Genomic DNA, 12,108 nt, shown 5'->3' with positions numbered 1-12,108 from the left:
CTTCTGTATGGATAAGCAGATCAGTTAAGTGCGCCTTCAACAGAAGGGTATTCATTCCAGTGCAGTTTTTCACGCAGGGTGTTGTAATAATTCCAGCCAGGCGGGTGAAGGAAAGTGACCGTATGGGCAGAGCGGTTGACGATGATCCTGTCCTGATGTACCAGGCTGGCAAAATTCTGCATGTCAAAATTCAGGCTGATATCGCGGCCAGCGACGATGGTAATGACGATTTCGCTGCTGTCAGGTAATACGATAGGGCGGTTCGACAGGGCATGTGGGGCAATCGGGACCATGGCGATACCAGTCAGACTGGGGTGTAACAAGGGGCCGCCAGCAGACAGTGCATAGGCGGTGGAACCGGTCGGCGTCGAGACAATCAGACCGTCCGAGCGCTGGTTGTACATGAAGTGTCCATCCACCTCCACCCGCAACTCCACCATGCCAGACCCGGCGCCGCGTGAAACGACGATGTCATTGAAGGCCACACCGCTGAAAATCTGGTTGCCTTCGCGTGTGACGATGGCTTGCAAGAGCGCCCGGCGCTCGGACACATATTGGCCGTCCAGCATCTCGCTGATGACAGGGATCATGCGCTCAAGTGCGATATCGGTGATGAAGCCCAGCCGGCCCTGGTTGATACCGATCAAGGGCACGTTGTAGGGGGCCAGTTGCCGGGCAATACCAAGCATGGTACCGTCACCGCCGACGACGATTGCCACATCGGCAAGCTTGCCAATTTCTGGTACCGGCATGCTGCTGAATTCTTTTGATTGCAGGAATTGCGCCGTATCCACTTCTATGACGACATGATGCCCGGCACGTGCCAAGAAGTTTGCCAGCGCAGTAATCGAATCTGCAATACCTGCAGCATTAGGTTTTCCAACAAGTGCAATGGTTTTGGCCTGGACTGTCATAAACTAAGGTGAGGTGACATGATGCCTCAGATTAGAACATAATTAGGGCAAGAATGAATGGAATGAGTGCTCTTTATGACAATAAAAGCGGTTTTACTGGATCTTGATGACACTTTATGGCCGGTCGCGCCTGTGATTCAGCATGCCGAAGCGACCTTGCAACAATGGATGCAGGAGCATGTGCCTGCCGTTGCACAGGCCTACAGTGTGGAAAATCTGCGCGAACGCAGGAATGCCTTACTGAAGACGGATGCCCGTTTTCAATATGATTTGTGGGCTTTGCGCCATACTTTGTTAAGCCAGGTTTTTCAAGAGCATGGTGTCGCCAGTGACAAGGCGGATCAGGCCATGCAGGTATTCGCCGCGGCCAGAAATAAGGTTAACCTGTACATTGACGTCAAACCCAGCTTATCGGCCCTGCAGGAAAAACTGCCCTTGGGCACGGTGTCAAATGGCTTTGCTGATTTGCACGCCATAGGCATAGCACATCACTTCAGGGTGTCGATAGCCGCATTTCGCTTTGGTTGCGCCAAACCGGATCCACGCATTTTTCTGGCGGCCTGTCAGGAGTTAGGGTTGGAGCCGCAGCAGGTGTTGTATGTTGGTGATGATTTGTTGCTGGATGTGCAAGGGGCACAACTGGCCGGGTTGCAGGCTGGCTGGATGAATCGTCAGGGTTTAAAAATAGAAGACCAGCGCCATCTGCATATCAAACCAGATGCCGAATTTGCCAATCTGCATGATCTGCTTTTATGGGTGTGAGATTTCCATGTTTATGTCAGGGTGTGCCAACCTGTTTTTTCAGACTTGGCTAAAAAATATGTGTACACCCATCAGCAATGAACGCATAAAATGAAAACATGCAACTAGATATCCGCGCACAAACTTTATTGAAAGCCCTGGTCGAGCGTTATATCGCTGATGGCCAGCCTGTGGGTTCCCGTGCCTTGTCAAAAATCTCTGGCCTGGAATTATCACCGGCAACCATACGCAATGTGATGGCTGATCTGGAAGAAATGGGCTTTGTTGCCAGTCCACATACGTCGGCTGGCCGCATCCCCACACCCAGAGGTTACAGGGTGTTTGTCGACAAGTTGCTGACCGTGCAAGAAATTGATGAGGCAGGGTTAGGTTCTCGCCTGCAACCAGGCTTGTTGTCGCAACCTCCTCAAAAACTGATCACCAACGCCGCACAGATTTTATCTTCGCTGTCACAATTTGCCGGTGTGGTCATGACACCGCGTACAGAATCGATATTCCAGCAGGTAGAGTTTCTGCGCTTGTCGGAAAAACGTATCCTATTGGTCGTGGTTTCACCCAATGGCGAAGTGCATAACCGGCTGCTACTGACTGACGTTGACTACACGCCTGCCCAGTTGGTACAAGCGGCCAATTACCTGAACCAGAATTTTGGCGGTCTGAGCTTTACCGATGCGCGCACCCGTATTAATAGCGAATTGCGACAATTGCAAAATGATATGACGAGGCTCATGCAGGCTGCCGTAGAAGCGGGTGGTAATGCTTTGGATGAGGATAATGATGAAGTTGTCATTTCGGGGGAGCGTAATTTATTGAATGTGGAGGATTTGTCATCCAATATGAGTTCTTTGCGCAAACTATTTGACATGTTTGAGCAAAAAAGCAGCCTGATGCAGTTGCTTGATGTGTCCAGCAAAGCCACAGGAGTGCAGATTTTCATTGGTGGTGAATCGCAACTGGTGCCTATGGAAGAAATGAGTGTTGTTACTGCACCGTATGAAGTAAATGGCAAGATCGTTGGTACTTTGGGAGTCATCGGGCCAACCCGTATGGCCTATGAAAGAGTGATACCCATAGTTGATATTACTGCAAAATTGTTGTCGAACGCACTTAGCCAGTAGAGCCGTAACAGTATCGGCACTGTGGCGCATAGTATTGATCAATTATTCTTTATTGCAGACAGAGCCGATATGGATAAGCAAAATGTCAAAATCCTCCTGGTCGACGATAACGATGTGACCAGGGAAGTGTTGAGGGTGATACTGCGTAGTGAGGGCTATAATGTTGTTGGTGAGGCAACGGATGGCGGTACTGGTCTTGATATGGCTATAAAACTCAGGCCCCACGTGATTATGCTTGATGTGGTCATGCCAAAGGTCAGTGGTAAGGATATATTGCCGCGTTTGCGTGAGCTTGTTCCTGATGCCTGTGTGTTGATGGTGACAGCCAGTAAGGATCAGGAAACCATCTCAGAAGTGGTGAAGACCGGTATTCACGGCTACATCCTCAAGCCCTTCAATGCGCAAAAAATAATTGATACCGTTGCCGCAGTCGTGGCAAAAATCAATAAATAAGCGGCTATTGAAGGGATTTCTGTGTGCCCTGTCAAGATTAAAGGGCTTGCTTAAGACTTGATGCCTGCTCAGTTTTTGTGTTCGCAGTTTGTTTTTGTGCAATTGCCATAAATGGCCAGCGCATGCTCCGCAATCTTGAAGCCGCGCTCCATTGCAATAGTTTGTTGCCGCTGTTCAATTTTCTCATCAAAAAACTCTTCTACACGACCACAATCAAGGCAGACCAGATGGTCATGGTGTGAACCTTCATTGAGCTCGAAAATCGCTTTACCAGTTTCAAAGTGATTACGGTTTAACAGGCCAGCCTGTTCAAACTGGGTCAGTACGCGATAAACAGTTGCCAGACCAACATCCATATTTTCATTGAGCAGGATCTTGTAAACATCCTCTGCTGTCAGATGGCGGACGCGACTATTCTGGAAAATTTCCAGGATTTTCAGGCGAGGCAAAGTCGCTTTCAGGCCGCTGGCTTTTAGGTTGGGGGTACTGTTTGTCATGTTTTCGATCAAAAAATTGCTATCTGCTTTATGATATCGGGTTTTAGGGCTTGTTGCTCAATTAAGAGGTTATCTATGCAACTGTTGTTTTCAGATGTAATGCGGAACAAGATGGCTCGTGCTGCGGGCCTGGTCATGCTGACTTGCCTGACGGCATGTTCTTCACCTCTGCCTATTCTGTCCTCAGCTGACAAGACATCGGTATATGCGACTTCGGGCACGCCAAGTGATACCAACGGTGCCCAGGTTGTCCAGCCTACCGGTTTTGCCAAGCTGCTGTCTTATATTTCGCCCTATCGTGTGTCCATACAGCAGGGTAACTTCGTCTCGCAGGAAATGGTGGCTCAGCTCAAAGAGGGTATGACGCGTGAGCAGGTTCGCTTTGTACTCGGCACTGCTTTATTGACTGACATGTTTCATGAAGACCGCTGGGATTATCCTTTCCGTCTGACCAAGCCAAATGGCGAACGCATTACCAGTCGCGTATCAGTTTATTTCAAAAATGGCACTGTTTCAAAATTTGAAGGTGGTAATTTGCCGACTGAAAAAGAATATCTGGCACGTATTACCGAATCTGCCCTGGGCCTGAATCGTGTGCAATCCGTGACAGAAACCGACGGACCCAAGAAAAAAGAGAAATAAGCCAAATGACTGCACTGAAAATTGCTGTGGCCGGCGCTTCCGGCCGCATGGGTAAAATGCTGGTTGAGGCAATCGCCAATGCTGATGACATGGTACTGGTCGGTGCACTCGATGTGCCGGCATCGCCTGCCCTGGGCACAGATGCGGCAGCCAGCCTGGGCAAGCCTTGTGGCGTTACTATTACGTCCGACCTGGCTGCTGCCCTGGCCAATGCCTCGTTCCTGATTGACTTTACCCGCCCTGAGGGCACGCTCAGGCATCTTGAATACTGTGCCGCCCATGGCATCAAAATGATCATAGGCACGACCGGTTTTGACGAGGCTGGCAAGGCAGCGATTGCTGCTGCTGCCAAAAAAACAGCCATCGTGTTTGCACCCAACATGAGTGTGGGTGTGAATGTCACCATGAAGTTGCTGGAAATGGCGGCAAAAAGCTTCGCACAGGGCTATGACATAGAAATCGTTGAAGCTCATCATCGTCACAAGGTCGATGCGCCTTCAGGCACTGCCCTGAAGATGGGGGAAGTTATTGCTGATGCAATAGGTCGTGATCTCAATGAAGTCGGTGTCTTTGCCCGCGAGGGAGTGACAGGTGAGCGTGATCCGTCTTCCATAGGCTTTGCGACTATCCGTGGCGGCGATATTGTTGGAGACCATACTGTCCTGTTTGCCGGTATCGGTGAGCGGGTCGAGATCAGTCACAAGTCGTCGAGTCGGGTGACCTATGCTCATGGCAGCCTGCGTGCGGCACGCTTCCTGGCGGACAAATCTGCGGGCCTGTTCGATATGTACGACGTGCTTGGTTTGCGCTGATATTTGTGCCAGAAGCTGAAATATGAATTCTGCAATTGCACATTACTGGGAACAGGCTGATGCGCTCGGGCATCTGGTTGGCTGGTTACTGCTGATCATGTCAGTACTGAGCTGGACTCTGATCCTGATGAAGGCCTGGAGTTTCTGGCGTATCAGAAAAGCTGCACCGAGCGTGCGCGGTTTCTGGCGCGCGCCCAATCTGGCTGACGCCTTGTCCCAGCTGCGCCAGGCTGATCAGTCCAAGGTATTTATCGGCCTGGCAGAAGCTGCGCAACTGGCCTGCGATGCCAGCCAGCGCAGTACCACACTGTCTGCCAGCGCAGGCACGGGCGAGATATTGACACGCAACCTGCGTCAGGAACTGCAAGTGCTGACAGTCAGGCTGGAGACGGGTCTCAGTTTTCTTGCATCAGTTGGGGCGACTGCCCCCTTTGTGGGCTTGCTGGGTACAGTCTGGGGTATTTATCGCGCCTTGACGGCAATCTCTTCTACTGGTGCCGTGCAAATTGATCAGCTCGCCGGGCCAGTAGGTGAAGCCCTGATCATGACAGCGCTGGGTTTGCTGGTCGCGATTCCGGCGGTGCTTGCCTATAACGGTTTTAACCGCATCAACCGGATAACACTGGCAGAGCTTGATGGTTTTGCATTTGACTTGCATGCTCATCTGAGCAAGCCTTGATACGGTGTAGCTGATGACTTTTGGCCAATTTCATACCCCGCGCGAATCTTCTTCCCGGCCATTGACTTCAATGGCTGATATCAATGTCACCCCCATGGTCGACGTGATGCTGGTCTTGCTGGTGATATTCATCATTGCAGCGCCTTTCATGACCCATGCAGTCAAGCTTGATTTACCGCAGGCACAATCTGCCGCTGCGCCAGAAAAACCCGAAACGGTACGTATTTCTTTCGATGCCGATGGCGTGTTGTACTGGGATAAACAGGTATTGGCCATGGCAGACCTGGAGAGCAAGCTCGGGCTGCTGGCAAAAAAAAACAGACAGGTAGAATTGCAATTGCGTGCCGACAAAGCCACTCGCTATGAAATCATTGCCCAGGTCATGGCTGCAGCACAAAGCCAGGGTCTGACCAGGATATCTTTCGTGACAGAAAGCAAACAGGCTGGCAAATCGACCGGCAAGCCCTAGGGGCTGACACACTTGCCAGACTGGTTGACCGGGTTTGCGGACAGGATTTGTCGCGGCAAATCCGACTGGCCCAACGTTGCCGCCAAGGCTTTCCTCAATAATGTGGCTGAACCAGTTATAATCAAAGGTTCTGAGTCATTTTCGCATCTAATCCCTGCCAAGCCATGCAAGAAAAATACACGCCCTCTGACGTCGAACAATCGGCGCAATCCCATTGGAAAAAGATCGATGCCTATAAGGCAGTAGAAAATAATCCACGTTTCCCTAAAGGCAAGTATTATGCTTGCTCCATGCTGCCTTACCCGTCTGGCAAGCTGCATATGGGCCATGTGCGTAACTACACGATCAATGACATGCTGGCGCGCCAGCTGCGTATGAAGGGCTATAACGTCCTGATGCCCATGGGTTGGGATGCTTTTGGCCTGCCAGCAGAAAATGCCGCGATCGCCTACAAAAAATCACCGGCTGAATGGACTTACGCGAATATCGAAGACATGAAGTCGCAGATGCAACCTCTGGGTCTGGCATTTGACTGGTCGCGCGAAGTAGCGACCTGCGACCCGGATTACTATCGCTGGAATCAGTGGCTGTTCCTGAAGATGCTTGAAAAAGGCATTGCCTACAAAAAGACCCAGGTGGTCAATTGGGACCCTGTCGATCAGACCGTACTGGCGAACGAGCAGGTGATTGATGGCCGTGGCTGGCGCTCAGGCGCCCTGGTAGAAAAACGCGAAATTCCTGGTTATTACTTTGGCATTACTCAGTATGCTGATGAACTGCTCGATAGCATAGATACACTGGATGGCTGGCCTGAACAGGTACGCACCATGCAGCGTAACTGGATAGGCAAGAGTGAAGGTGTGCGCTTTGCCTTCCCGCACCAGATCAAGGACGAAACCGGCTCTCTGGTACAAGACGGCAAGCTGTTTGTCTTCACCACTCGTGCCGACACCATCATGGGAGTGACTTTCTGCGCCGTGGCAGCAGAGCATCCCATCGCCACGCTGGCGGCAAAGAACAATGCCGCGCTGGCTGCTTTCATTGAAGTCTGCAAAGCCGGTGGTACAACCGAAGCCGAAATGGCCACCAAAGAAAAAGAGGGCATGCCTACCGGCCTGTTCGTCACCCATCCCTTGACTGGTGAGCAGGTTGAAGTCTGGGTTGGCAATTACGTCTTGATGTCTTATGGCGATGGTGCCGTCATGGGGGTACCTGCGCATGATGAACGTGATTTCGCGTTCGCGAAAAAATACAATATCGCCATCAAGCAGGTAGTGGCAATCGAAGGTGAAAACTTCACCACTGATGCCTGGGCAGAAGCTTACGGTGACAAGCAACGCGGTGTCACTATTAATTCCGGTAAGTATGATGGCCTGAGTTTCAAGGCAACTGTTGACGCAGTGGCAGCCGACCTGATCGCCAAAGAACTCGGCGAAAAGAAAACCACCTGGCGCTTGCGTGACTGGGGTATTTCCCGTCAACGCTATTGGGGCACACCCATCCCTATCATCCACTGTGACAGCTGCGGTGATGTGCCTGTACCGTATGAAGATTTGCCCGTGGTCTTGCCTACCGACTGCATCCCTGACGGTTCCGGTAATCCATTGAAACAGCGTGCAGATTTTCTGAATGTGCCTTGCCCTAAATGTGGCAGCCTGGCCCACCGTGAAACAGACACCATGGATACCTTCGTGGATTCCAGCTGGTACTTCATGCGTTATACCTGCCCGGATGCGCCGACTATGGTCGATGAGCGCAATGATTACTGGATGGCGATGGACCAGTACATTGGTGGTGTTGAGCATGCGGTTTTGCATTTGCTGTATGCACGCTTCTGGACCAAGGCCATGCGTGACCTGGGCCTGGTCAAGATAGATGAACCTTTCAAGAACCTGTTCACCCAGGGCATGTTGCTCAATGATTCTTTCTATCGTGAAGATGAAAGTGGCAAGAAAACCTGGTTCTATCCGAGTGAAATTGAAGTCCAGCATGATGACAAGGGACGTCCGGTTTCTGCATCACTGAAAAGCGATGGACAGCCTGTACAAATGGGTGGCATAGAAAAAATGTCCAAGTCCAAGAACAATGTGGTCGAACCCAAGGACATCATCGAGCAGTTCGGCGCCGATACAGCCCGTCTGTTCACCATGTTTGCCGGCCCTCCGGATCAGAGCGCGGCCTGGAGCAACAGTGGTGTGGAAGGTGCATCGCGCTACCTGCGTCGCTTGTGGGCTTCGGCACTGAAACTGTCGGGTACGATCGCTGCTGGTGCAACAGCAGCAGGCAATTACGCTGCTGATGTCAAGGTCTTGCGTCGCGAAGTGCATCTGACGCTCAAGCAGATTGACGCCGATTACGAGCGCCTGCAATACAACACCGTGGTTTCCGGCGCGATGAAGTTGCTCAACACCATAGAGTCCTTCAAGTCAGATGCCGAAGGCAGTGCAGTGGCCCTGCGTGAAGCCTTCAGCATCTTGCTGCGTGGCTTGTATCCGGTCTGCCCGCACATCACGCATGCCCTGTGGCAAGAGCTGGGTTTTGCGGCAGAACTCGGTGAGTTGATTGATGCACCGTGGCCTGTTGTCGATGAAGCAGCCCTGGTGCAGGATGAAATTGAATTGATGGTACAGGTCAATGGCAAATTGCGTGGCAGTATCAAGGTTGCCAAGGATGCTGACAAGGCAACCATAGAAGCGACGGCGCTGGCGAATGAAAGTGTGCAAAAGTTTATCGAAGGTACGCCGAAAAAAGTCATCATCGTGCCTGGCAAACTGGTCAATATCGTTGCCTGAGGGGCTCAGTCACAGTCGGACTGGTAACAGGGAAAACAGGGAAAACTGCATGCAAGTATTTCATTTCAAGCGTCTGCAATGGCTGGTGGCCATCATGTCGCTCATGTTGTTGTCGGCTTGCGGTTTTGCCCTTCGTGGCCCTGTGGCGCTGCCGTTCAAGAGTATCTATATCGGCTTGCCTGAGGCTTCGTCGTTAGGGGGAGAGTTACGCCGCCAGATACGCGCCAATGGGCAAACGCAGATCATGGCAAATGCCAAGGATGCCAGGGTGATACTGGAGGTCTTGAATGAAACCAGGGACAAGCAGATTCTGTCCCTGAACAGCCAGGGCCGTGTGCGCGAATACAATCTGATCTATAACTTCCGTTTCCGTGTCCGTGACAATACGGGCAAGGAGTACATGGAGCCTGCTGAAATCCAATTGAAACGCAATATCAGTTTTAACGAAGCACAGGTTCTGGCGAAAGAGGCGGAAGAAGTCTTACTGTATCGCGACATGCAGAGTGACCTGGTGCAACAGATCATGCGCCGTCTGGCCGTGATCAAGATGGACGACTGATATGTTATTGCGCTTCGATGCCCTTGATGGCCATCTGGCGAAAACACTGGCGCCACTGTATGTGATCACCAGTGATGAGCACTTGCTGGCGCTGGAGGCGGCCGACAAGATACGCCGCAGCGCCAAGGCGCAAGGTTTTTACGAGCGTGAAATCCTGACGGTGGAGCGCAGTTTCAAATGGGGAGCCTTGCTGGCTGCGAATCAGTCACAATCCCTGTTTGGTGACAAGAAGCTGATTGATCTGCGCATACCGACAGGCAAGCCGGGCAAGGATGGCGGTCAGGCCCTGCAAGACTATGTGGCGAATCTGTCACCCGATAATCTGACGCTGATCACCTTGCCCAAGCTGGACTGGGCGACGCAAAAGGCGGCCTGGGTGGCCAGCTTACAGCAGGCGGCGGTCTATATAGATATTCCCCTGGTTGAACGCAATCAGTTGCCAGCCTGGATCAGTCTGCGCCTGTCCATGCAGCAGCAAAGCACAGACAGACAAAGCCTGGATTTCATTGCTGACAGGGTAGAGGGTAATTTGCTGGCGGCCCACCAGGAAATACAAAAACTGGCCTTGTTGCATCCACCTGGTAAACTGAGTTTTGAGCAAATTCATGATGCCGTGCTGAATGTGGCGCGCTATGATGTCTTCAAGCTCAACGAAGCCATGCTGGCAGGTGACGTGCCGCGCCTGATGCGCATGCTCAATGGGTTGAAGGGCGAGGGTGAGGCTTTGCCCCTGGTCTTGTGGGCCATGGCAGAAGAGATACGTACCTTGCTCAAGTTGAAATCAGGTATGGTAGCAGGCAGGCCTTTGTCTGCCTTGCTGAAAGAATACAGAATTTGGGGACCACGCGAAAAACTGATGGACCCCGCCCTGCGGCGTGTCAGCCTCAGCGTTTTACGTGCAGCCCTGCAAGATGCATCACAAGTCGATAAGATGGTAAAAGGTTTACGAGCCAAGACATTTGCAGGCGACCCCTGGGATGCCTTGTTGCAATTGGGTTTGAAAGTGGCAAAAGCAGCTTAACAGTGATTGCGCCTGCACCTGATATAGCGGTTTATCAAACCGGAAACTCAATCTCCCACCACCCCTGGTGGCGGGAAAATATATATAGATGGGGATGCACAGACATCCTGTTGATGACGATATGGATATCAAGCAATACATGAATGACCTCGGCGTCCGTGCCCGTGTTGCATCACGCGCCATGGCCAGGGCTAATACCGCCGCCAAGAACCAGGCCTTGTCCCTGATCGCTACTGCCATCAGGCGGGAAGCCGCCGTCTTGCGCGCTGCCAATGAACTGGACCTGGCCGCAGCCAAAGCCGCCGGCATGGAAGCCGCCATGCTGGACAGGCTGACATTGTCCGACAAGGCGATTGCCACCATGGCTGAAGGCCTGGAGCAGATTGTCAGCCTGCCTGACCCTATAGGTGAAATCTCGAACATGAAATACCGTCCTACCGGCATACAGGTAGGGCAAATGCGTGTGCCGCTTGGCGTCATCGGCATCATCTATGAAGCGCGCCCGAACGTGACTGTCGATGCGGCCGGCCTGTGCATCAAGAGTGGTAACGCCACTATCTTGCGTGGCGGTTCTGAAGCGATACATTGCAACCAGGCTCTGGCCAAGCTGGTCAAAGAAGGCCTGGCTGGTGCCGGTTTGCCTGCGGATGCAGTACAGATCGTTGAAACCACTGACCGTGCTGCCGTCGGTGAACTGATCACCATGCCGCAATACGTGGATGTGATTGTGCCTCGTGGCGGCAAAGGCCTGATCGCACGGTTGATGCAAGAAGCGACTGTGCCCATGATCAAACATCTCGACGGTATCTGCCATGTCTATATTGATGACAAGGCGGACCTGAAAAAAGCGGTGGATGTGGCCTTCAATGCCAAATGCCATCGCTACGGCACCTGCAATACCATGGAAACCTTGCTGGTAGCGCAAGGTATTGCAGCACAAGTCTTGCCGGCACTGGCAGAACTGTATGCTGGCAAGCAGGTTGAATTGCGCTGTGATGATGGTGCTGCCACCATCCTGGCAGGTTACCCTTATCTGGCAAGGGCGACAGAAGAAGACTGGCGTACCGAATACCTGGCGCCGGTCTTGGCCGTCAGGTTGGTGGCTGACATGGATGAGGCGATCACGCATATCAATGATTATTCATCCAAACATACTGAGTCCATCATCACCGAAGACTACAGCCGTGCCATGCGTTTCTTGCGTGAGGTTGACTCTGCATCGGTGATGGTGAATGCCTCTACCCGTTTTGCTGATGGCTTTGAATATGGACTCGGTGCAGAGATCGGGATTTCGAATGACAAGCTGCATGCAAGGGGGCCGGTTGGCCTGGAGGGGCTGACGTCGATGAAGTATGTGGTATTTGGTCATGGCGAAGTACGTAAATGATGT

General features: G+C 52.1%; 13 protein-coding genes. 11 read left to right on the top strand and 2 right to left on the bottom strand.

What is annotated here, in order from left to right; genetic code table 11:
• Nucleotides 1–20: 20 nt before the first annotated feature.
• Nucleotides 21–914, bottom strand: coding sequence for an NAD kinase (locus LZ463_RS13625; protein ID WP_241456351.1), 894 nt, complete (start codon nt 912–914; stop codon nt 21–23).
• Between the two features lie 75 nt (nt 915–989).
• Here LZ463_RS13625 and LZ463_RS13620 point away from each other — a divergent pair, with 75 nt between their 5' ends.
• The 3 genes from LZ463_RS13620 (at nt 990) to LZ463_RS13610 (ending at nt 3,247) form a co-directional block, all read left to right on the top strand.
• Nucleotides 990–1,676, top strand: coding sequence for an HAD family hydrolase (locus LZ463_RS13620; protein WP_241456350.1), 687 nt, complete (start codon nt 990–992; stop codon nt 1,674–1,676).
• Nucleotides 1,677–1,774: 98 nt separating this feature from the next.
• Nucleotides 1,775–2,794, top strand: coding sequence for a heat-inducible transcriptional repressor HrcA (gene hrcA / locus LZ463_RS13615; protein ID WP_241456349.1), 1,020 nt, complete (start codon nt 1,775–1,777; stop codon nt 2,792–2,794).
• 69 nt (nt 2,795–2,863) lie between these two features.
• Nucleotides 2,864–3,247, top strand: a complete 384-nt coding sequence (locus LZ463_RS13610) for a response regulator (protein WP_241456346.1) — start codon at nt 2,864–2,866, stop codon at nt 3,245–3,247.
• Nucleotides 3,248–3,315: 68 nt separating this feature from the next.
• On the opposite strand, the gene fur is transcribed toward LZ463_RS13610, so the two are convergent.
• On the bottom strand, nt 3,316–3,744 hold the full coding sequence (fur, locus tag LZ463_RS13605) for a ferric iron uptake transcriptional regulator (protein ID WP_241456345.1): 429 nt from the start codon (nt 3,742–3,744) through the stop codon (nt 3,316–3,318).
• Nucleotides 3,745–3,855: 111 nt separating this feature from the next.
• Between fur and LZ463_RS13600 the strand changes: the two genes are divergently transcribed.
• The 8 genes from LZ463_RS13600 to LZ463_RS13565 all read left to right on the top strand — a co-directional run bounded on the left by LZ463_RS13600 (nt 3,856) and on the right by LZ463_RS13565 (nt 12,105).
• Complete coding sequence (locus tag LZ463_RS13600; RefSeq protein ID WP_241456343.1) at nt 3,856–4,386, top strand: outer membrane protein assembly factor BamE; 531 nt, start codon at nt 3,856–3,858, stop codon at nt 4,384–4,386.
• Nucleotides 4,387–4,391: 5 nt separating this feature from the next.
• The gene (gene dapB / locus LZ463_RS13595; protein ID WP_241456341.1) at nt 4,392–5,198 is read left to right on the top strand and encodes a 4-hydroxy-tetrahydrodipicolinate reductase; all 807 of its coding nucleotides are present in this window, start codon (nt 4,392–4,394) and stop codon (nt 5,196–5,198) included.
• A gap of 22 nt (nt 5,199–5,220) precedes the next feature.
• A complete protein-coding gene (locus LZ463_RS13590) occupies nt 5,221–5,877 on the top strand; it encodes a MotA/TolQ/ExbB proton channel family protein (RefSeq protein WP_241456339.1) in 657 nt (218 codons plus the stop codon).
• A gap of 13 nt (nt 5,878–5,890) precedes the next feature.
• Nucleotides 5,891–6,346 carry an ExbD/TolR family protein gene (locus LZ463_RS13585; RefSeq protein ID WP_241456338.1) on the top strand — a complete coding sequence of 152 codons (456 nt, stop codon included), beginning with the start codon at nt 5,891–5,893 and terminating at the stop codon, nt 6,344–6,346.
• Nucleotides 6,347–6,510: 164 nt separating this feature from the next.
• Complete coding sequence (gene leuS, locus LZ463_RS13580) at nt 6,511–9,138, top strand: leucine--tRNA ligase (protein WP_241456336.1); 2,628 nt, start codon at nt 6,511–6,513, stop codon at nt 9,136–9,138.
• Nucleotides 9,139–9,187: 49 nt separating this feature from the next.
• Nucleotides 9,188–9,697 (top strand): LPS-assembly lipoprotein LptE, encoded by a 510-nt coding sequence (locus LZ463_RS13575; protein ID WP_241456333.1) that lies wholly within the window; start codon nt 9,188–9,190, stop codon nt 9,695–9,697.
• A 1-nt stretch (nt 9,698) separates the two neighbouring features.
• Entirely contained in the window at nt 9,699–10,718 is a 1,020-nt protein-coding gene (holA, locus tag LZ463_RS13570) for a DNA polymerase III subunit delta (protein WP_241456328.1), read from the top strand.
• Nucleotides 10,719–10,839: 121 nt separating this feature from the next.
• Nucleotides 10,840–12,105, top strand: coding sequence for a glutamate-5-semialdehyde dehydrogenase (locus LZ463_RS13565; protein ID WP_241456470.1), 1,266 nt, complete (start codon nt 10,840–10,842; stop codon nt 12,103–12,105).
• Nucleotides 12,106–12,108 lie beyond the last annotated feature (3 nt).

This window comes from Undibacterium paludis (assembly GCF_022568815.1).
Taxonomy (GTDB): Bacteria; Pseudomonadota; Gammaproteobacteria; order Burkholderiales; family Burkholderiaceae_D; genus Undibacterium.
This window is presented reverse-complemented; position numbering and strand designations above follow the sequence as displayed.

Coding starts and splice junctions, on each gene's coding strand:
- LZ463_RS13625 (WP_241456351.1), bottom strand. CDS start 914: ATGACAGTCCAGGCCAAAACCATTGCACTTGTTGGAAAACCTAATGCT.
- LZ463_RS13620 (WP_241456350.1), top strand. CDS start 990: ATGACAATAAAAGCGGTTTTACTGGATCTTGATGACACTTTATGGCCG.
- LZ463_RS13565 (WP_241456470.1), top strand. CDS start 10,840: ATGGATATCAAGCAATACATGAATGACCTCGGCGTCCGTGCCCGTGTT.
- fur (WP_241456345.1), bottom strand. CDS start 3,744: ATGACAAACAGTACCCCCAACCTAAAAGCCAGCGGCCTGAAAGCGACT.
- LZ463_RS13575 (WP_241456333.1), top strand. CDS start 9,188: ATGCAAGTATTTCATTTCAAGCGTCTGCAATGGCTGGTGGCCATCATG.
- LZ463_RS13600 (WP_241456343.1), top strand. CDS start 3,856: ATGGCTCGTGCTGCGGGCCTGGTCATGCTGACTTGCCTGACGGCATGT.
- hrcA (WP_241456349.1), top strand. CDS start 1,775: ATGCAACTAGATATCCGCGCACAAACTTTATTGAAAGCCCTGGTCGAG.
- leuS (WP_241456336.1), top strand. CDS start 6,511: ATGCAAGAAAAATACACGCCCTCTGACGTCGAACAATCGGCGCAATCC.
- dapB (WP_241456341.1), top strand. CDS start 4,392: ATGACTGCACTGAAAATTGCTGTGGCCGGCGCTTCCGGCCGCATGGGT.
- holA (WP_241456328.1), top strand. CDS start 9,699: ATGTTATTGCGCTTCGATGCCCTTGATGGCCATCTGGCGAAAACACTG.
- LZ463_RS13585 (WP_241456338.1), top strand. CDS start 5,891: ATGACTTTTGGCCAATTTCATACCCCGCGCGAATCTTCTTCCCGGCCA.
- LZ463_RS13610 (WP_241456346.1), top strand. CDS start 2,864: ATGGATAAGCAAAATGTCAAAATCCTCCTGGTCGACGATAACGATGTG.
- LZ463_RS13590 (WP_241456339.1), top strand. CDS start 5,221: ATGAATTCTGCAATTGCACATTACTGGGAACAGGCTGATGCGCTCGGG.